Annotated in this window: 15 protein-coding genes and 1 pseudogene; 2 read left to right on the top strand and 14 right to left on the bottom strand. The window is 34.4% G+C overall.

What is annotated here, in order from left to right:
- Positions 1–60 precede the first annotated feature (60 nt).
- From AC1Q8M_RS01050 to AC1Q8M_RS01040, 3 genes are all read right to left on the bottom strand, one after another.
- Positions 61–909, bottom strand: a complete 849-nt coding sequence (locus AC1Q8M_RS01050; protein WP_141549517.1) for an RpnC/YadD family protein — start codon at positions 907–909, stop codon at positions 61–63.
- 113 nt (positions 910–1,022) lie between these two features.
- Positions 1,023–2,312, bottom strand: a complete 1,290-nt coding sequence (gene dnaB / locus AC1Q8M_RS01045) for a replicative DNA helicase (protein WP_141533073.1) — start codon at positions 2,310–2,312, stop codon at positions 1,023–1,025.
- A complete protein-coding gene (locus tag AC1Q8M_RS01040) occupies positions 2,309–3,175 on the bottom strand; it encodes a DnaD domain-containing protein (protein ID WP_098361264.1) in 867 nt (288 codons plus the stop codon). The genes dnaB and AC1Q8M_RS01040 overlap by 4 nt, the downstream gene beginning before the upstream one ends.
- Before the next feature lie 394 nt (positions 3,176–3,569).
- Here AC1Q8M_RS01040 and AC1Q8M_RS01035 point away from each other — a divergent pair, with 394 nt between their 5' ends.
- Positions 3,570–3,707: a hypothetical protein gene (locus AC1Q8M_RS01035; protein ID WP_176542719.1), complete on the top strand. Its 138-nt coding sequence runs from the start codon at positions 3,570–3,572 to the stop codon at positions 3,705–3,707.
- 359 nt (positions 3,708–4,066) lie between these two features.
- Here AC1Q8M_RS01035 and AC1Q8M_RS01030 read toward each other — a convergent pair whose 3' ends face one another.
- The 7 genes and pseudogenes from AC1Q8M_RS01030 to AC1Q8M_RS01000 all read right to left on the bottom strand — a co-directional run bounded on the left by AC1Q8M_RS01030 (position 4,067) and on the right by AC1Q8M_RS01000 (position 15,179).
- Entirely contained in the window at positions 4,067–5,857 is a 1,791-nt protein-coding gene (locus AC1Q8M_RS01030) for an ATP-dependent nuclease (protein WP_098365636.1), read from the bottom strand.
- A 36-nt stretch (positions 5,858–5,893) separates the two neighbouring features.
- Positions 5,894–7,135 (bottom strand): hypothetical protein, encoded by a 1,242-nt coding sequence (locus AC1Q8M_RS01025; protein WP_098365635.1) that lies wholly within the window; start codon positions 7,133–7,135, stop codon positions 5,894–5,896.
- Between the two features lie 186 nt (positions 7,136–7,321).
- A complete protein-coding gene (locus AC1Q8M_RS01020) occupies positions 7,322–7,459 on the bottom strand; it encodes a hypothetical protein (RefSeq protein WP_255288275.1) in 138 nt (45 codons plus the stop codon).
- Between the two features lie 381 nt (positions 7,460–7,840).
- A pseudogene (locus AC1Q8M_RS01015) lies at positions 7,841–8,059 on the bottom strand (IS3-like element ISBce13 family transposase); the annotation flags it as partial.
- 44 nt (positions 8,060–8,103) lie between these two features.
- Complete coding sequence (locus AC1Q8M_RS01010) at positions 8,104–9,825, bottom strand: hypothetical protein (RefSeq protein WP_098365633.1); 1,722 nt, start codon at positions 9,823–9,825, stop codon at positions 8,104–8,106.
- A 400-nt stretch (positions 9,826–10,225) separates the two neighbouring features.
- Positions 10,226–12,670 (bottom strand): restriction endonuclease-like protein, encoded by a 2,445-nt coding sequence (locus AC1Q8M_RS01005; protein WP_141533115.1) that lies wholly within the window; start codon positions 12,668–12,670, stop codon positions 10,226–10,228.
- A complete protein-coding gene (locus tag AC1Q8M_RS01000) occupies positions 12,645–15,179 on the bottom strand; it encodes an MrcB family domain-containing protein (protein ID WP_098365631.1) in 2,535 nt (844 codons plus the stop codon). Before AC1Q8M_RS01000 ends, AC1Q8M_RS01005 begins: the two co-directional genes overlap by 26 nt.
- Positions 15,180–15,415: 236 nt before the next feature.
- On the opposite strand from AC1Q8M_RS01000, the gene AC1Q8M_RS00995 reads away from it, so the two are divergent.
- Positions 15,416–17,596 carry a DEAD/DEAH box helicase gene (locus tag AC1Q8M_RS00995; protein ID WP_087875003.1) on the top strand — a complete coding sequence of 727 codons (2,181 nt, stop codon included), beginning with the start codon at positions 15,416–15,418 and terminating at the stop codon, positions 17,594–17,596.
- A 55-nt stretch (positions 17,597–17,651) separates the two neighbouring features.
- On the opposite strand, the gene AC1Q8M_RS00990 is transcribed toward AC1Q8M_RS00995, so the two are convergent.
- The 4 genes from AC1Q8M_RS00990 to AC1Q8M_RS00975 all read right to left on the bottom strand — a co-directional run bounded on the left by AC1Q8M_RS00990 (position 17,652) and on the right by AC1Q8M_RS00975 (position 21,807).
- Positions 17,652–18,296, bottom strand: a complete 645-nt coding sequence (locus tag AC1Q8M_RS00990; RefSeq protein WP_098400409.1) for a hypothetical protein — start codon at positions 18,294–18,296, stop codon at positions 17,652–17,654.
- Positions 18,297–18,552: 256 nt separating this feature from the next.
- Positions 18,553–19,524 carry a tripartite tricarboxylate transporter substrate binding protein gene (locus AC1Q8M_RS00985; RefSeq protein WP_098365629.1) on the bottom strand — a complete coding sequence of 324 codons (972 nt, stop codon included), beginning with the start codon at positions 19,522–19,524 and terminating at the stop codon, positions 18,553–18,555.
- Positions 19,521–20,198: a response regulator gene (locus AC1Q8M_RS00980; RefSeq protein WP_098365628.1), complete on the bottom strand. Its 678-nt coding sequence runs from the start codon at positions 20,196–20,198 to the stop codon at positions 19,521–19,523. Before AC1Q8M_RS00980 ends, AC1Q8M_RS00985 begins: the two co-directional genes overlap by 4 nt.
- A gap of 19 nt (positions 20,199–20,217) precedes the next feature.
- Complete coding sequence (locus AC1Q8M_RS00975) at positions 20,218–21,807, bottom strand: ATP-binding protein (RefSeq protein WP_098365627.1); 1,590 nt, start codon at positions 21,805–21,807, stop codon at positions 20,218–20,220.
- Positions 21,808–21,955 lie beyond the last annotated feature (148 nt).

Raw genomic sequence — 21,955 nt, 5'->3', positions numbered from 1 at the left:
ATAGTAAATATTCGGCTATTTTTGTATAAATTTATACAGACGCTGCCATTACCCCAGCGATTAATGAGATAAACGCTTCTCCCACTCTTTCACCTTTTCAATTGTTACATCTAATTTTTTAGCTATTTCTTCTACACTCATTCCTTTAAAGAGCATTCCAGCTGCCGAAAGTGCTTTATCAATTTCTTCTTGCTTCTCTTGCTCATATAAACGACCTACTTTTGTCATCCGTAACCACTCCTTTACCTTTTTCGCGTAGTCTTCATCAATAAATTTATCTGTAGCTACAAGAATCCCAGCAATAACTTGAATTTGTTCTTGCTCATTGGAGATACACTTTGCTACTTCTATCGTTTTTTCAATTAAAATTTGTCTTTTCTCTCTACTATGCATAAGTGGTACAAGTATTAATTTCATGGTTTCTTCATCCGTCAAAGATTTTCCTTCTTCCATTTTTCTAATAATCTTTTGAAGAATGGCATCACCATTGTATTCATTTAGTAAAACCGCTTTAGAATTTAAACGTATACTACATACATCTATTTCTTCTATAGGATTCATTACCTCACTTGTATAAATAACTACGATTCGAATATCCGGTAACTCTTTCCTCTTATTATAGTAACGATACATAATTTGATTCGCATAATCCATATACTTCAAATGGTTTTCGAGGAAACGGGTATTACTTTCATACTCTAACATTAAAATTGAACCATCTTCCATTTCAAATAAAGTATCTGAGCGCCTTTGATCTGCACGAACTCTCGAAAATTCATTTAGCAACAATTCTTTTATTCTTGGATAACCTTTTAACCCATATGCTTCAAGCCCTTTATCCCTATAACATTCACTTAAAAACCTCATCAGAATATCTTTATTATGATAAGAAATATCATTCCCTGCCAATAGCTAATCCCCCTTAACTATTAGTTACCATTTTCTTTATTATATAACTTATAAAATTAGCGTTACAACTTTGGTTCACATGCACATGCTATTTTCAAAACACCTTCCTCTCACTACTTCTCCCTCTCCACAAACCGCCCAAACTCCTTCAAAAACCTCAGCTTAAAACTCCCCACAGGCCCATTCCGGTGCTTTGCCACATGAATCTCCGTCATCTCTTTCTGCTTCGTTTCCTTATCGTAATAATCTTCGCGATACATAAGCATAATGACATCCGCATCTTGCTCAATTTGCCCCGTCTCTCTTAAATCAGATAAAAGCGGACGCTTATCTTGCCGCGACTCTACAGAACGAGATAACTGTGATAACGCTACTACACAAACATTTAACTCACGCGCTAATAACTTAAGCTTACGAGAAATCTCACTAATCTCTTGAAATCGATTGCCCTTATGCTTCGAATCGCCTGTAATAAGCTGCAAATAATCTACAATGACTAAAAGCTTTTTATCACCGTGTTTCCTCTTTAACTTACGAGTTTGCATCCAAATATCTTGTACCGTAACGCCTGCATTGTCGTAAATCTCAAATGGCAACTCACCAATCTCCGCAAACGCCTTACTTACCTTCTCCCAATCTTCCATCGCAAAACGATGCTTCGGATTTTTCAGCCTACCTCCTGACACTTCGCCTACGCAAGAAGCCATCCTTTTTAACAATTGCTTACTACTCATCTCTAACGAAAACAATCCAACCGCCGTTCCAGACTTTGCCGCATGCAGTCCAACATTAAGCGCAAACGCAGTCTTCCCCATAGAAGGACGCGCACCAAGAACGACAAAATCACCTTCCTGAAGTCCGCACGTCATTTTATTTAACGATGTATAACCAGTCTCAATACCAGTAATCTCTTTCACATCTTGATGAAGCTCCTCATACAAATCAACTAACGCATCCTTCAAATCAAACTCACATACAGAGTCTTTTTCCTCTAACTCACAAAGTGCCGTAATCGTCTCACCGATAACTTTCTCACTCTTCTCCGCAATAAGACGCTCTCCCATCCTGTGCCCGATAACACCAGCCTGATACATTTTCCAGGCACCTCGAACAAGCCCCTCATAATAAGAGAAGTTGCTAGTAGTAGGCACACCATCCATTAACCCTATAAAATACTCCATTCCCCCGATCCCCTCTAAAAACTTCGGATCTACCCTAGAAATGAACGTCACAAGATCAATCGGTTGCCCCTCTCCTTCCATCTTTCGCATTAACTGAAATATAGACTTATGTACTGGCATAGAAAAATACTGCTCCGTCAAACGGCACTCCTTAATAAGCTCTCCATCAATTAGTAGAGAACCTAACACCGTCTTCTCCGCCTCCACATTTTGAATACTCATGGCCGCCACCCGCGCTCCGCTAAAAAGCGCTGCAACTCCTCCTCAGATGGCGCATTCTTCTCCCACTCCTCACACCTCGCCAAAAACTCCTCCGTCTCCCCCGTACTAACAGACAACTCCTTCTTCCGAAACTTAGCCGTATCCGCCTCAACCTCACACACTTTCGTAAACCCTTTCCCGTGCCATCCTCTCAAAATCCCCTTCACATAAGCAATCGTCCGCTTATTATTCTCAAACGCAATTTGAAGCGCCTTCAGCACAAGATCCTCAGACAAATCATCCATCCACGCACTCAGTTCCTCCACAGTATGTGGAGACAAACTACCAAAATGTTGCTCATAAAAAGAAAACACGCGACTTCCCGTTTCTTCCTCTATAACCTCTTCTTCCTCTGTCTCCTCACAAACTGGATCTGGCTCAACATCATCCACAGCTAAATCACTCGGCATACCGAAATGCGCTAAAAGCATCGGAACATTCAGCTCCTCCTCTACGCACTTCTGAAGAAACATATGTACAAACTCCTTATTCTTCACACCCTTAAGCTCACGTAGCACACACTTCTCCACATTCGTATTCGTCACAGGATTATAACGAAGCCAATTCAAAACGAATAACTCCCGAGTATCCGCATCATACAGAATCTTCCCATAATCAATGAAGCGCTGCACAAGCTTATCAACAGTCTCCCGATTATAACCCGTCTCCATCTCAGCTAACCGCTTCGGAAAAGGAAAAATCCCACACTGCGTCGTCTTCGAACAAGTTAATAAGTAAACATAAAAATACCGCTCCTCCGGCGTCAAATCCAAAACAAAATCATCCTGCCAAAAATTCACCTGCACATTACGATACACCGCCATCCTAATTCCTCCCGTCTCCGTTCAAAATTAAAAGCCCCTTCATAATATATATGGGAGGATGGCCGGGTTTTTGGCGTGTTATTTTAAATTTTTTTGACTACTACTACGGTGTTTGTTGTTGTTTTTGTTTTTGTTTTTGTTTTTGTTTTTGTTGTGTTTTTTCTTAGTGATTTATTACTTGGTAGGGGCTTGTAAGGGGCTTAGGAGGGGCTGGTTTGATTAGGAAGTTTCTGTTGATTTCTTTTAATGTTGTGCCTTCGTGTTTGGCTAGGAAGTTTATTAGTTGTAGGAGGTAAGCATGGGAGGCCCTCCGTTGGTCTTTCGTTTATGATACTATATTTATACAGTTCACAAACAACATTTCCATTTATTTTCCATCCAATGGAATCTTCCATTGCAATATGGACAACATAGTTGGGATATTTCACATAGTTCTTTGTCTCCTGTCGGGATTGCAATAGCTATATGTAATTTGAAAGTGAAGTTAGAAATAGATGGTTTAGTAACATTGAATGATTATTTAGTTGATTAATAGAAGCATAGTGTATAAATATTTTTTATATCATATGTGCAGTAAAAAATTAATTAGTCCACTTTACCAGGCTAGGGATTCCTAGGAATCCCTAATTTGGTTACAAAAATTAACTTTCTATATGCAATTAGAATTAAGTTATACTAAATACCTAGATTCATTATCCGAAATATTAGTAGCTATTTTCTTTGAAATATTTTCTGTAACTCTCTCAAAACATTTCAAAAAAAATAACTAATACCATTAGTAACGTTCTGTTTTAGAAGCAACCTCGTTCTTCTGCTTTATTTTTGCGGATTGTATTAAATTCTTCTAGGGTTGTACCTTCGTATTCAGTTAGTTCTTCTTGCATATTTCGTTTATATATTAGTTTTTTTTATAAATTCATATAAATCTTTAATTCGATAATTCAAATCCAAACTATCTAACCTATTCCACTTTTCTGTTACTTTTTCAGCTAATTTCACTTTGTTTCTAAAGAAAGAGCTTTTGATAATTCTTTTCTTCTTTCGATTGTCATATAAACCTGAATAAAAGTTACTATAAATATCATTTTTACCGAACATTTTTCCCTTTAACTTATTTATATTAGGTTTATCTTTACTTCTCATAAATCCTTTTTCTTTAGAGAAAATATCTAAAAACACTTTATGTGGAACATAGTTTTCAATCTCTTTACCAGCAGTTACCCATACTCCAAAATTATCTCTTGCATGGGCTAGAATTCTTTTTAAATTTTCTTTATATTCCCCTCTATCTTTACTTAAATCACTATCCGCAACTAAATAAACATTGCTACTAGTTGAAAATAAGTCGATATATTTGTTTAAGTCCACTGGATCAACATCATAATGACTAATTAGTGACCCCCCGTACATGACAAAGCTATAATCTCTACCTTCAGTATACTCTTTAACCCCCAATGCTTTTGTATAAATGTTTAACCAGTGTTTTATATATATCCTATCACTAGGACCTTCTATCCAAATTACACAATTTGACTGTAATAATTGAGAAGGCTTAACTCCTATTAAATCAAATAAATATCTAGACCTTTGCTTATTATTATAGATTTCAGTTGCCATAGTCTTTTTGTCTTCTCTATTAATCATATAAATTTGATCAACAAAATCCGTTTGGTCTATTAATACAGATGAGTGTGTTAGGAGAAAATACTGATGACTTAATTCACTGGTACAAAACCGAAACAGTCTTATTAATGTTTCAGGGTGAATATTTGATTCAGGTTCATCGATAAATACATATACATTCTCTTTATTACGATATCTATAGAAGAACGTAAGAAACATTAATATTTGGCTAATCCCACTTCCCAAATCTCTTAGTTTCACTGGAAGTTCATCATATAAAACAAATAAATCATCTGCCGGATTAAAATCTTTCTCCAAATTACGATATAATTCAAATTCTTCTTTAACAATTTCTTTAAATCCAAATTTAATGTAATTAATAAAACTATTCCATTCTTTTTCCGATTCCGTAGCCGCTTTCACCAACTCATCTGCTAAATTTAAACTTGATGAATTTTTATCTAAAAGTCTTGCAATAGAAACTTCAACCGTTCTAGCTTCATCGATAAAAATAAAGCTATCCTTTAAGATTCTTAGATAAGTACATAGCGCAGTGGAGTTCAAGTCTAGTGAATCTTCTTTCTTACCAGTTATAACGACATAATGCCCCGATTGGCCCTTAAAATTTGAAATGTTACAAGAATAAATGCTAATAGTTTCTTCATTTTCAAATTTTATATTTAACTCCATTTCTTTAAAATAACAGTTGTCGATAGTATTTGTCTTTTCCCATTCAGACCACACTATGGTTTTAAAAGACATTATCCCTAAAGGAGAAGATATCCAGTCTTCATATTCTATTTCTACTTTGTTCTGTAAAAAAAAATCGTCACTACTCAGTTCAATTGTTTGAAACAACACATAATTTGTTTCATTTGATATCTGTCTAGCTTCTCTAATGATATGTACAATCGACTTTAATAATCTTGTAATATTCGATTTACCGGTGTTATTTTTTCCTATAAATAAATTAAAATTTCTAATATCATTAATAACGAAAGCTTCGTCATTTGAAAAAGACCTAAATCCTTTAACATTTATATTTTTAATCTTATGCATTTTTACCACCGAACCCTCATATTCAGATTAATTAACTTAATGACTTTCCATATCAGCTCTATATTCAGCCTCCATTTCAGCTAACCATTCATTTTGAGCAGACACCATCGCGCATACACCGCTTAAAAAAGCAGCTAATTCACCAAAATAGTTTACTATATTCTCTATATCCAATTTCTTTGAGGTTTTAAAGTGTAAATTCATGAATTTATCTGTAGGATACCTAAATTTATCTGCTTGTCCATCAATATTATGAAGTTGATTAATATACTTTTGTACATTGGCTAAAGTCGTATCTTCTTCTGGAGCTTGAGCATGTTTTATTATGTCCACTTTTATTGAATTCCATAGACCTAAAATACTATGTTTCTTATCATTCATTAATTTTACTGACTCTTGAAAACTATAAGAGCATTCTTCAAATAAGATCTCCTTCATTGCAAGTTCTATTGCATTTCTATAAAGGTAGCACATAGGAATAAAAAGCAACCAATTAAGTTTTCTATCCTTGCTCATGCAATCATAAAGATACTCAGCTGATTCAGTATAAGCTTTTACATACGGATAAAATTTATCCCTACTATATGAATGGCCAATGACACTTTGGTAATAATAACCTCCACCTTCTTCGAAAAATACAGGTTTATATCCTTTAAACAACTCATCTTTTATATCTTTCTCATGTAAATAGCTCTCTAAAATTTCAAATGCTATCTCCATCTTATTAGCAAAGGCAAATAAGTTGATATGTGTCTGCTCTTCGAAGAATGATTTAATACCAAATTTTTTTTTGTTATCAAAGGGATTCCTTTCCATTGTTATTCCAAAAGGATACCTAAAAGAATCCGATTCCTTGTCAATATCGTTTATGTCTTCGAAAAATGCTTCAATCCATTGAAAAGCCTCACAATTTCTTATCACATTATCTTTTATGTATGGGTTTACCGCTTCGAGAAGCGATGCTAAGTTATGAAACGTTTCTTTTATAAAGTCTCTTCTACTACCTATATCCAAAATATATTTAAATCCTATTGCTTTGAGAATTAGCTCAAGGCTATGTCGGTAAAGATATGCTAGCGAGAAAAAATATGTATCTAATTTACCGATATTGGGTTTTTCAAAAATATGTTCAGTGATAAGGTGTGCTGACTCTTTAAACATTATGGAATATTTCGAGAATTCCTCTTTTAGATCACTATTACCTTTCAAATTTATTAGACTTTCTATTTTATTTTTCTTAAAAAAATCAGGATTTTCTTTTACCCATTTTCCGTTCACCAATACTTATCCCCCTCAAAAGCATTTCGTTATAAATATCATTCACCTTATTTTATCTCCATCTATTGATATAGTAGGTGCTTATCCGATTGTGTTCTTGAAATTATACCTTCCCTTCAACTTCAGACTTATATCGCTATCAGCTATCCCAATTACTTTCTAAAACATTTAGTTGAAACTTAATTTTCAAACTCTTACTTCCTGTTTCACTTCTTCCCATCGAGTTAAAAAATCAAGATAAGACGATTTATCTGATAAAATTCCAACGTTGTTTTTACTTCGTGTAATAGCTACATAAAATTGAGCTTTTACCGTATCAGACATTTTATATTGCCCTTTAATAATATGCTTTCCATCTCTTTAGTGGGAAGTATTAAAACATTATCAAAGCTTAACCCCTTTGATTTACCAAAAGTTAATGATTCAAAGTTACATTCTTCATCGAAGAAAAATCTGAACTTTCTAAGTCATAGATAATCTTATCAAATGAATGACGTATCACTTTGTAACTAACTTTTTATTCCATATCCTCTAATCCTCCAAACCACTTCAAAAAGCAAATTCAAATTTTATCACACTAAAATAGTTACTTAGTATTTTACTTCAAAAATCATACCCTCAACATACAAAACTCCATATATTTACACTTGTTATTTTCTGTACAATTGGATTTGAGTCAATATTTTGGACACAAAAAAGTTAAAACTATGCTACTTCTTTAGCCCGTTCTTCTATTGGTTGGGGAGTTTTATAAACAATGCTACTATGAATCCTCTTACGGTGGTACCATCTCGCAATGTATTGAAATAGCGCCAAATTTTCTGGTCCAAATGTGACATATTTTGTACGACATACTTCTTCTTTCAGTAAAGTAGCACGAAATAAATCCATACAAGCATTGTCATACGGACACTTCTTCTTTGAAATCCATTGTAAGGACTTAACTAAGTTTTATCCATATAACTATACTAACTCCACTGTGATTCTACTAACTTCATAGTATTATAGGTATTAACATGCTCTTTAACTAAACTTATAACTTTTGCTATGTCCTCTTCTGTAATTACATGTAATGTGTCCTTCACTAAAGCAAAGAAAGCTCTAAAAAGCATATCTAGTTTTCCACTATTTATTATCCCTTCAACTTCATTTTGTTTTAACTGTTCTATCGCTTTCCATAATTCCTCTTTATTCTGTATCTGTCCTAGATTTAATTTTGAACAAATATAATAATAGTCTAATTTTGGGCATATTTTTATGAGATATAAAATTGCATCATATACATTTAAATAATCCGACCACTTTATATAAATCTTTGATCCCAGAGAATACATTATTTGAAGACTTTCAACAATATTCAATAACTGACTTGCAGAAACTTTTTTATTAATATCATAATATTTATCATTACTCGTATATATTATCTGACTCACTTTAATACTATTTTTTCTTTTCTTGAAAATAGAACCTCGAGACGTAGTAAAAAACGCTTCAACTGTCGGTATTAAATCTTCTACTAACCATCTGTAAGTCTTTTTTACACTCCAAAGCTCCTTTCCAGAAATACTCATATAATCCCACACCAACCATACCCTATCATTGGAATTATACCAGCTATAACCATCATTATTATCTGCTATTGGATAAATAAAACAACGATATTCTCCCGCATTTTTATCATATACCTTTATCATGCTCCCATGTGCATCAAAGATGTGCCATTTACTATTACCTGCTGCATAATCATGTTTCTGAATAAATAGCCTGATTTTCTCAAAAAGGTTCGATGGAATGCAAATTAATTTATAATTATTTAGATCGTGTACCATTGGATAAAAGTTATTCGACTCAATTTTATTTTCTATCTTTTTTATTGCTTCAATATAGTTTCCCATAAAAATATCAATAGCCCTTATTAAATGCTTGACCTCACCTAATTCTAAATTAAATACACATCCACCGATAATAATACTATATGTTTTTAACTCCTGATATAAAGTAGTTTCCATTACATAAGGTCTCATCGAAAGGGTTAAGGGAGTTTTATAGCCTCTATACAAAGTCTTTAATATCTCTTGATGTGAAAGACTTATATTAACTTGGCGTAAATAAAAACTATTAAAAGTAAATAAACAACTTCCTTCTCTTTCTTCCAATCTAGGTAAATGGCCTGATATTCTAACACTATGAGAATTGACCTCAACACTGTTATTAAATTCACTTTCAAATTTTATCACTTCATCCCCAAAGTCTACTTGATAACCTTTTATTTGATCCATATACTCTTCTAATGTTATTTTTTTATTTTGAATTGCTTCCCTAATCGCCTCAATACTTAGGGCGTATTTTTTCTCTTCATGAAATTTAGCTATTTCTCTCTCAACTAACTTTTTAATTTTTCTTGCTTTCATTAAATTTAGAATTACTTGTTCAGAGGGAAGTTCTTGATTACTTTTTTCTCTATTCCATGCTCGTAATACCGGTCTCAAATTTTCTAATCCGTGCACATCAAAATCTTTTGGCAAATCGTATATTTCTATCTTCCCTTTATTTTTAAAAGTATCAACAGAAATTATATGATCAACTTCCATATCTGTAATATTTTCGATTAAGTTTTTTGTGATTTGACAACGGCGGTTATAAGCTGTCCAAATTGCATAACGAACAGCTGGTTCATTTTTTAGAGACATAATTCATTACACTCCTTTTTCTAATATATTAATTTTATAATATCACGTCACTTCATTAGCAAAAATAATTGAATTAAAATCATAAAGAAATACTTAGAACAGCTGGTCAAGAAATTTCATTTTTCTACGTTACAGGATTTGCACAAGAAAATGTATAATACTCTATAAGTCCTTGATACGAATAGCTTTCCACTCGGTATTCCCGAACCGTAAAATATAGGTTTCTTATCTTGACAGGGAGAGGTCATTATTTGAATTTTATACCCACTTTATTTACAAAAAAAGAAGAGCATATGCCTTATATATGTTCTTCTCATAGCTAACAATACACTTTATCCAACTAATATTTATCTATTATATATACCCTTATCCATGACTTAATCAACCTTGGATCTAAGTGCTATTCCCTAACATTTAACACTTCTAAAACTTCTCTAAACAGCACCGAACCTCTCCCAACAACCAACTCCAAAGCAACTTCTTTAACTCGCCCATCTCTCCCCACCACAACAACCTGATTCTCATAATCAACCCAAATCTGAACATCCTGCACATAATAACTCTTAATAGAAGAAGCCTCATCTAAGTTGTTATGATCCAGCTCAACCTTAACCTGCTTCGTGAAACGACGTAGCGTTTTCCAAAGAGTTCGTTCTTCTTTTGATTTCATGAAGAGTTCTGGGAGTTCTTGTACTTCTTTTAATAGCGATATAGTTGTTATTGTGTAGTTCTGAATGCCATATCCTACTGGGCGGATGAGGTGGTCTAGTTTTTTCCATGGCTCTAGTTCGAAATGTACATGCTCATCGTTTTGTTGCATTTGAATGTGTTTGATTTTGGCTACGTATTGAATTCCACCTTTTTCTCCGTGCCATTTTTTCGGCGCATATAATGCTATGTATTTCGCTTCTTGCCATCCTGGTTTTAACTGTGTGACTGGTAACTGGTATAAGCCTTCTTTTCTATATGTTTCATAGTCGGCTTCAGTTTTCACACTACCCACTAATACTTTTTCTTCTAACGAGGAGTGCCATTCTTCTTTTGTTCCTCTTGGGAGGATGCCTTCTCTTATAATTTCTTCTGGGCTTTTTTCAATGAGATGGTCTAGAAATTGTTCGACTAGTCTTGTCGCGTTTGGCAAGAATGGAAAGCCACCGATACTTACTTTTTCAATACTTTTATAAAATGGATGGTTCTCATACACTTCCTCTTGGTTCCATGGGAATAATACGTATGCTCCGTAAGCTGTTCGCTCAAAAGGTCCCTCTTGTTCCACAACTAATGCATCTCTGTAACGATGCATTGTATTAATGTCTTCTTCCATTGGACCAGGAGTGCCATACTTCCTTTTGTAATGAGCTTTTTCAGCAAAGTCAATTCGATATTTCGCATCAAAAATGTATTGGTATCGATAGTTCTTTCCCTTTTTCTCAATAGCGAGCATCGTATCTGGTTTTTGTGTAACTGTTGGCAATCTACCATTTCTTTTCTGGAAATAAAGTTCTATTACTTCATCAGTAACTGGATGCTTGAACGTTCTTTTTGCAGTTTTACTTTCATCTAGCGTTACATATAAACCATCTTGTTTAACTTGAATAACATCTTGATGGAGCGGTATATACTTTTTGGATAGAATTTGTCCAAGTTTTAAATACGTCCAGTATTCGTATAACCTTGCGACATCTTTTACCGACATTTTGAAAATTTGTCCTCGTAATGTTAAACCTCGCGATAGCATTAAGAAGATTTGATATGCATCTCTATAGCCTGCCGCCATTTGGATTACGAGTGAAAAGACTGAGCGATCTAATTTTCCTATCCCTCGCCAAAATGGATCGTTCAATTCATTTTTCATTCGATACTTCATATTTTTTACACGCTCTAGCAAATCTTCATCAGTTTCACCACGTGTATATCTAGACTTTGGCTCTAGCGTCTTAAGTAAATCCTCTATTTTATGTACGACTCTTTGAATCATCCATTTAACAAATCGATTTTCCAGCGTATCATAAGAAACTTCCTTATAAGCTGTAATGCCTTTAGTCGGTATATTGTTTTCTCCTTGCAGCAAGTGCGGTCTCTTTCGCAAATAATTCATTCCGACAGAATCCAATTTACGAATTTTTTCTCCTCGTACAAGTTGATGCCTAGTCATAAGCGTATGATGTGGTTGTCGTTTAATATGAGAGATCGACTTCATAAACCGCTCAAAGGAATCATTTAAAATACGATAGAACTCACTCTTCGATGGATTTGTAGCGTAAATTGCAGATGCTCCTAAATAAGTTCTCTTTAGTAAATGAAATGCTAAATTATAAATTTCATCATTTACTTCATCTAATAAGGCTCTGTAATCATCCTTATAATCAAGCTTTGCTGGGAAAACTTCAAATGTAACGGTTAATAAAGTATCTTGATCATCTTTAATTTCAAACGTTGTATTTCCTACTTCATTCGGAAAAGAAAGATTTCCCATTAACACGTGAAGTGAACCCATTTGAATAGAACTAACTTGTTTTCGAAATCCTGGATGTTCATGATAAAAAGAGAGCTGCTTGTTATTTTTCGGAACAACAACAAGCTGATAACTTCTATTTTCAAAAAAGATTGGTGGATGTTCGTTCCATTCATCCAATCTCTTCAATCTCGCATCAAATATAGAAACGGATTCCGTCTTACCATCTACATGAAAATACATCATTTCATCCGCGTTTATAGCATAATATTCTTTTAAACTCTCATATTTTTCATGATAAGGATTTCCTTTAATCGTCAATGATAGCTCCTCTGTTTCAATCTTAACTAGCTCTATCTCATTATTAGATCCAGAAAGAGGTGAAACCATCATACTCGAACCTCCTTAACATATGAGACAGCTTGTTGGCTGAACGAGGATATTTTGCATAGGAAGCGTCATTATTGCCGCTATCATATTCTTCATTTGCACATAATACATACAACTGCTTTAATACCTCTTCTGTTCTTCCATCGCTTCCTGCAAGACGCGGTAAAATCTTTTGATATATTTGATAATCGAGTGCTTCATCAAATGACAATAACTTTCCTTGTTCGTTGTATGCCATATAGAAACAAATTTCATCTCGTAGACGGTATCCAACTTGAGCCCCCACTGATTCAAGTATTTTATTTATTTTTATTAAAAGGTTCGATATATTTCTCACAAGATCTTCGTTTTCTTTAAAACATTCTTTTAGATGAAGATACTCAGTTTCTAAAGAGCGATTTGAAACAATTTCAGCTTCCTTCTCTTCTACATCCATTAAGAAATTAAAATAATCTAAGCTAACAGTATTAAACTCAATTGTATTCGCTCGATCTAATACTTTCTTACTTAACGGATGTGTCGTTTCGTCCATATTTACAGTTCCGATAATATATACATTTGATGGAATCGTAATATGCTTATTCGCAATTGACTCAGGAAGAACAGGTGATGTAACAATTTTTCCATCTTTCCATTTACGACTCTCGATTACACTTAAAAAGTCACTAAAGTAGTATTCTACTCGAGCTAAATTCATCTCGTCTAACACTACAAAATACGGCCTATTTGGATTTGCATCTGCATTTTCAAGAACTTTAATTAACGGCCTTTCTTGAAACTCCCCTTGAAGGTTCACATAGCCAAGCAAATCAGAACTATCACTCCAATCAGGTCTAACCGGAATAAGTGTAAATTGTCCATTCTCTTCCGTAGCCCCTAAACTCTCCGCAAACCACTGAACAATTTTCGTTTTCCCTGTACCTGAAATACCCGATAAAATTACAAATGGCTTCGTCTTTAATGAAAGGAAAAAGTTAATAAGATCCTTTCTCTCATAAAAGAAACCTTTACTTTGAATATAAGAAGACACGTGATCGATAATTGATTGCTGATCTAAATACACTTCTTTCCCCTCATAAATCATTTCATATTTCGTTCCTTCCTCTTTATAAGCTATGAACCCCTCATAATAGCGAAGCATTTCTTCCAAGTCTTCAACTAATTCTGTTTCGCTAGGCATTTCATTAACATCGTATGCAATATAAGCCGCTGTTGAATTTGCATACCCTTTTGCTTTTTGGCTTGTCCCTAGGAAGATCTCATCATCTTTTTGCACTTTGTCGGACATATGTATTTGTTCACGAATCTCTTCTTTAATTTTTTGCATCTCTTCTTTAGTCGTTTCTGTTACACCTTGTCCAATGGTCAAATACAATCGTTGCATATCTTCACTAAATAAATAGACGATATAATACCCTCTCTGTGTCGATGTTGTAATACTTCTATGCATTAGTGCAATCCATGGAACTGTCGCCCAATTCCCTTTTCCGACTGACCCTATCACACTGTACTGCTTCTCATTTATAAATGGTAAACGAATGATCTCTGTTGCTATATCATTTCGGACTGTTAATCCTAATTTATGTCCTGCAAATTTTTCTGTTTTTGCATCCAAATATTCTTTCAGTATCTTTAAAAAGCCTTCACGTAAACTACTACTCATATTACCGCCCTTTTCTTCACTCTTTTTTATGTATTGTTCGGATGGAATCCATTCAGCATTAATTATTTCCAATTTCTCAGACCACATTAAGAGATTATGCGTACGTTCTTTTGCTAATGATTCTAGCATTAAATTTTCTCCTCTAGAGTTCCGAACAATCGTCATCGCTAAATGTACTAAAGCTTCTTTCTTTTCCCTTCTCGAATACGCTCTTAAAAGATTAAGTACAAACATAACAATGTGAAAGTATTCCTGCTTTAAAACTAACTTTCGAATAACATCATTCTTACTTTTCGTCTCAATATATTCAGTTAATAAAGATGTATTAATATTATGATTATCCTTTAAAAATCCCAGTAATCTTAAATCTTGTCTTCCTTTAGATTTAACTCTATACAAATTACCATTGGTTTGATCACTTAAATTTTTCGGATCGTATGTATTGTTTATTACCTCTTCCAAAAATCCAACAACTTTATGATACTGCTCACATGGCAAATTATCAGTTTGGAACTCTTTAAATGCAATAGCCCCTGATTCCGTTACATCCACAAATGGAAGGTGTGAAAAGAATGCTACTAAGAAAGTATTACATTCACTCACTTGTCCGAAATCCTCACTCTTTAACGTGCGCATATCGATAAATTTTTTCCAAGCGTTCTTAAGGAGCTCAGAACTTACTTTAAAATAAGATGATGCTTTCTCTTCATATTGCTCACGTAAAAATTTGATTTCAATGTCTAAGTCTCCATCATCTTTGTTTATAACCAAATAAGTTTTATCACCATTTATATCTTCAACCTGCTTTGTTGACTTAGCTAATTCCATTATGAGTTGCTCTAACATTTTCATCCCCACCGTTACAATTAATTACAATTACTACTATTTTACCAAACTATGTGTAAAAGAAAGTAATCTTTTATACATAGGTACGTTTCACCCTCTAAGAAATTTAAATTTTGTTAAGAAAGAACAAATTTCCAAATTTTATTATTTCTCTATTCGTTATACAATATAAAATATAAATATTTCCAACAAATTTTATATCTGTATAGATAAATGAAGGGATTGAAGGAAGAGGTATGGCAATCATTGATGAACAAAACTTTATCGTGACCGAGCAGTTTGGAAAAAGTGGAGAAACGGGGGAGCTAAAAGTTTGGGAAGCAGTACGACAGGCTTTTAGCTCCCGAGAATGCTTAGGTTACTGGAAATACCCTATATTTTCAAAATCCGGGCATGGTAGAAAAGAACCTGATATTCTCATTGCAGATCGAAATCTCGGTTTAGTGGTTATAGAAGTAAAATCAATTCACATTAATCAAGTCAAAAAATTAAATGGACACCGTTGGGAATTCGAAAATTTTTACACAAAATACGGAAATCCCTACGAACAAGCAGAAGATCAATTATACGCACTTTTAAATAATTGCAATGCATTCCCAGAAATTAGAAATAAAATTACAGGTAGAGTATTAGTTGCATTACCCTATATAACAGAAGCCGAGTGGAGAAGTAAAGGATTCGACCGTTTACCATCTTGTCCTCCAATTATTTTTAAAGATCAACTAGGAAAAGCTAGTTTATTAAATAAAATCGAATCTACTTATGTTACGCAATCGGGACAAGAACTAATCGATAAACATTGGGAACTGCTTTTATCTATATTAAGCGGTACACCTTTACATATGAAACAAGAAAGAAAAATCATTGGAAATGAGCATAGTCGTTCTGCTGTGATTGCAGCATTAAATAAAAGCCTTTACGAATTTGATTTAAAGCAAGAAAGAGCAGGAAAAACTATTCCACCAGGGGCACAGCGCATCCGTGGTATTGCCGGATCCGGAAAAACTGTTTTACTTGCTCAAAAGGCAGCACATATGCATTTAAAACACCCGGATTGGGATATCGCGCTCGTTTTCTTTACAAGAAGCCTTTATGACTCATTCATTGCACAAGTAGACAAGTGGCTACGCCATTTTAGTAATGGAGAAACTTGTTACGATGAAATAGTAAAACGAAAAATCAAAGTTTTGCATGCTTGGGGAGCAAAAGATCGTGAAGGTTTTTATCGTTTTCTATGTAGACGTCATGGAATAAAACCTAAAAAACCATCAGATTTACCTTCAGGCTCTCCAAGTGAAAAGTTTGCCTATGCTTGCACAGACCTATTAAAAAATGCACATATCTACCCTGTCTTTGATGCCGTTTTAATTGATGAAGCACAAGATTTAGTAGTAGGTGACCATGCTAAATATAATGGAAAACAACCTTTTTATTGGCTCGCCTTTCAATCACTTAATCTGATAAACGAAAGTAACCCCTATGATCGTCGTTTAATATGGGCTTATGATGAAAGTCAAAGTCTAGATAGCCTAAAGGTTCCTACTTCTAAGGAACTTTTTGGTAATGACCAAAACTTTAGTAAAATGGTGAGTGGTTTTTATTCTGGAGGAATTAAAAAAAGTGAAATTATGCAACGTTGTTATCGTACACCAGGCCCAATTCTTACTGCAGCGCATGCAATTGGAATGGGACTATTACGAGATGAAGGAATGCTGCGTGGTTTAACAACCAGAAAAGATTGGGAAGGAATCGGTTATGAAGTACAGCAAGGTAGCTTTAGATCCGGTGAAGAAATTGTGCTACATCGTCCAGAGAAAAACTCTCCAAACCTTATTCCTTATCAATGGAAAGGTGATGTCTTACAATTTCAAACTTACGAATCCAGGGAAGCAGAACTTAACGCACTTACAAAATCTATAAAAGAAAATATTGAGGTAGATAAATTAAATCTTTCAAGAGACATTCTTATTATTACCCTAGGAGAAGGAAAAATACTACAAAAAGTCGTCTCTGAACATTTAATGAAAGCTGGTATAAACATCTATATTCCAGGTGCCTTAGAAAAAAATTATCTCTTCCCAAAATGGCCAAAAGAAAACCGTGATAAATTCTGGGAAGATGACGCTATTACGATTTCACAAATCCACCGTGCTAAAGGCAACGAAGCACATGTTATATACGTAATTGGTTTTGACCTTATTGCATCTAAAGAAGACAATATCCAGCTTCGCAATCAACTATTTGTTGCACTGACAAGAACACGTGGATGGGCTACTTTAACAGGAATTCAATCTACCTCTTCAATGTACGATGAAATGAGAAGAGTTATAGAAAGTGGAAACACATTTAAATTTACTTTCAAACGCCCTCCCATTCATAATGTAAACGAAGAGGAAGAAAGCTATATTACAAATTGATAAGATAAGGAGCAGCTAATAAATGATAAGCAGCTCCTTATTACTCATTATTTAATCAAAATGGAGCTCTAGACAATCCATTCTTTTCCATAACGATTTTTTTCTGACTACTAGATAAACAGTCCCAAATATCTTTTAGCCTCCAATCCGCTAACTGTAATAAATCTTCCTTCTCCCTCTTTTTCTTAATAGTTAACTTAAAATGAGATTTATTAAAATCAATATCAGCTTTCTTAAGCCTCCATATTAATAAACTTAATTGCTTAGGAGTGAAAGCTTTTCTTTCTTTAAAATACTCAATAAAGTTTTCGATCATAAACTCATTATCTACTGAAGCCAATTTTACTAAAGTATTTAAGACGCTTTTTTCTTTCGCCTCTGTGACTAATTTATTTCTATCTTTATTCACTTTCTTCTTTGCATCTTCAGACGATAATTTAGTCCCTTCATCATTAACAACTACAATGTTAAACTTTTTAATACATTCTGACCCAATTAATAGCAGATTTCCATTTTGTTTGTTCATAATTTCAAATTGATATCTGATATTAGAATGATCGCATAAATGACATATTTCATCTGCAATTTCTACATCAAACATGTTCCCCTCATATGCCCATTCCCCCAAAGCCTTTTTTAAATTATACTTTTCGTTACTCAAAGGGAAAATGTTTTTCTTAGCATTTTCTATCCAATTCATTTAACCACCCCGTATATTAATATTTGAATTAGTTTTATATCCTCATGCTAGTATAAAAATATAAAACTCTATTCACTCTTGAATATATATCTAATTTTATAAAACAATAATTTGATATTGTTCAGTTTCATATTTTATAATATTAGGTTCAAAAATATTCCTAACTTAACTCCTATAAAACAATTACAATTACTACCATTTTATCAAATTATATATATGTATAAAAGAAAAATCATACGCCATACCGTATGATTTACTAATTCCTATTATCCCCCACTAACTCCCCATACTCCTGACTACTCTGCTCAAGAAATATCATACTCTCCCCACTATCCTTATAATAAGAATTCCAAACCCGCTCCCTCAAAATCCCCTTCCAACTATCACTCTCCACCATCTTCTTAATCACATCATCCCAATAAGCAACCTCTTCCTCCGTCATATCTTTCGGGCCCATAATTCCTTTCCAGTGCTGGAATGTAACGTTGATTCCTTGTTCTTTCCATGTTGGGATTTCTGGTAGGCGGTCTAGACGTTTTGGTGCGGATACGGCTAGTATTTTTATTTTGCCGGCTTTGTATTGTTTTTCGGCTTCGGATAGAGTCATGGTTGCGGCGCTGATTTGTTTGTTCGTTAGGGCGTTTATGATTTTTTCTTTGTTTTCGTAGACGAAGAATTGTAGTTCGGCAGGGTTTATGCCGAATGCTTTGCTTACTTGTACGAAGGATAAGTGATCGTCGTTTCCTAGGCCTGGGGCAACGCCGATTTTGAAGTTTTTCTTGTTTTGTTTTAGTTGTTCCATTAGTTGTTTTGCGTTTTCTATGTTTGAGTCTTTTGATACGACGACGACTTCCCAGTCCGATGCGAGTGTTGCGAGCGGCGTGAAGTCTTTATATGTTAGTTTACTGTGGCCTAGTAGGTTGTTCGTTATGAGTAAGCTTGAGTTAATCGCCAGTACGTGACCGCCTTTTTGTTTCGTATATTTCCATCCGACGTCACCACTGCCACCTACTTTGTTTGTGACAGTGATTGGTTTTGTGAAGATTTTTTCTTCTGTTAGCGTTTTTTGCATCGCTCGCGCTGTTAAGTCCCATCCTGCTCCTTGAACGTTTGGCGCAACAATTTCTACTTTGTCTATGTTTACTTTATTCGTATGGGATTTTTCCGAAGAACAACCAGCTATTACTCCTGTCATGATCCATATACATAGTAATAATCGCTTTTTCATAGTCCTCGTCCTATTCGGTACTTTCGTTCTGGTCGTCCGATAATGCCGTATGTGTACTCTACTGTGCATTCGTTTGTCGCTACTAAGAATTCTAAGTATCTTCTTGCGGTTGTTCTGGAGGCACCCATTTGCTCTCCCATTTCTTCTATTGTAATTCCCTCTTCAAATCCTTTTATAATCCCTTTCACTTTTTGCAGTGTTAACGGATCCACACCTGTCGGTAAATTTTTTATGTCTTGTGTTTGCGAAATGCCGAAGAAGTTATCGATAATCGCTTGATTCACTTCATTGTTACTATGTAATAATTGCTTCTTTCTTTTATAGTCTTCAATTGTGCGAACGAATTTTTCTAACGTGACCGGTTTTATAAGGTAGTTGCTTACGCCGTTTCGAATTGCTTTTTCTAGCATATGGTTTTCATTTGCCGCTGTAACCATAATGACGTCAACGTTTGGAAAGTCAGCATGGATTTTCGGTAATAAGTCTGTGCCGATTCCGTCTGGTAAATAATTATCTAATAGAAGCAAATCGATTTCTTCCTTTTGTAGTAATTCCATCGTTTCTTTCGCGTTCAATGCTTTTCCAATCACTTTTACGTCTTTTATTTTTGATAAAAACTCTTCCTGAATTTGCGCGACGCGGAAATCATCTTCTGCAATTGCAACCTTCAACATATGCCCATCCCCCTGTTTGTCATGTACTTTCTCTCAATGTTTTCGGAAGGTAAATTGTAAAAATCGCTCCCCCATTTTTTTCGTTTTGAATTTCAATTGTTCCCTCTAGTAGATCTACCATTTCTTTCACATTCGCTAATCCGTAACCACGATCATTCCCTTTCGTTGAAAACCCTTTTTGAAAAATGGTCGTAATTTTTTCTACCGGTATTCCTATCCCACTATCTATCACTTCAAATACAATATCGTGTCCTATATCCGTAACGAAGAAGGAAACTCTCTTCTCCTCTTGCCCACTCACCACATCAAACGCATTATCGATTATGTTTCCAAGGATCGTAATGAGGTGCGACACCTTTATATGGTCTGGTAACGGATGAAGCGCACTATCTCCTTCAATATGAAAATCAATTTTCTTCTCAGATGCTGTTCCGATTTTTCCCAATAAAATAGCTTGTACTTTTGCATCATGAATTTGATGGAATAAAATATGATTTTGGCTTTGATGAATATTAGATTCTTGCTGGATAAATTCAATCGCTTCTTTGTAATGTCCTAACTGAAGTAATCCTGATAAAACGAAAAGTTTATTTGTAAATTCATGTGTTTGAGCGCGTAAGTCCTCTGAATACTTTCTTACCTCAGATATTGTGTTCACAAGGTTTTGCAGTTCTGTTTTATCTCTAAAACTACATACAACTCCTACCGTACTGTTATTTTCAAGTATCGGTGTCCTGTTTAAAATAAACACTTTATCTTGAAACGCGATTTCTTGATCGCTTTCTAACGCTCTCTCCATATTAAATTCCGGTAAAACTTTTGAAATGTGTTGCTGCATATAATCATCATTTACATGTAGCATCTCTTCTGCAGACGTGTTCATCATCGTAATCAAACCGTTTTGATCAATAGCGATAATTCCTTCTTTTATAGATAGTAGTATTGCACTTCGTTCCCGGTATAGCGCTGCAATTTCATTCGGCTCTAAACCGAGTGTGTCTTTACGAATGCTACGTGCTAAAAGAATACCTCCAACAATTCCAGCTAATAATACAGCTAAAGAAAAGAGTATAATTTCTTTCGTTCTGCTCAATATGTTAGATTCAATGCCTTTTATTAAAAACTCTACTGTCACAACACCTACAACTTGATCGTAGTCTCCGTTATGAACAATAATGGGCGCCTTCGCCATTAAAGCAGGACCACTTACACCATTTCCTTCAAGCGTATAATAGCCACCAAAGGTAAGTGCTTCATAGTTATATGGATTGTTACTCTTTGTGCCAATTAACTCCGAATGAGAATGGGAATACATAACCCCATAGCGATCTTCTATAATGACAGTATCTGCACCAGCTTGCTCACGAACTTGTTCCGCAATAGATTGAATGTTACTTTTATGCTCGTTATTTTGAAAAGCCTCTTTTATAGCTGGCATAAAAGAAAGAGATTTAGCTGTTTGCAGCGCTAACTGTTCTACTTGGCGCTTCGTATCAACGGACTGAATGTAAACAAATATTCCCGCTAATAGGAGAACGACAAATAAAATTAACGCGATAATTAAGCTTACTATTTTCGTTTGTAATGACACTTTGCGTGATTTTTTCATGCTTCATATCCTTTGATAAAATATTCAAAACTATCAATCTCCTTTTTCTATTATTATGACAAAACCAATAATGAAGCAACTATTAAAACTCTCCATGTACATAAAGTACAAAAAGAATAAAATTGTCATAATATTGAGATTTTATTCT

This window comes from Bacillus sp. GW823-FHT06A10, assembly GCF_058795375.1.
This window is presented reverse-complemented; position numbering and strand designations above follow the sequence as displayed.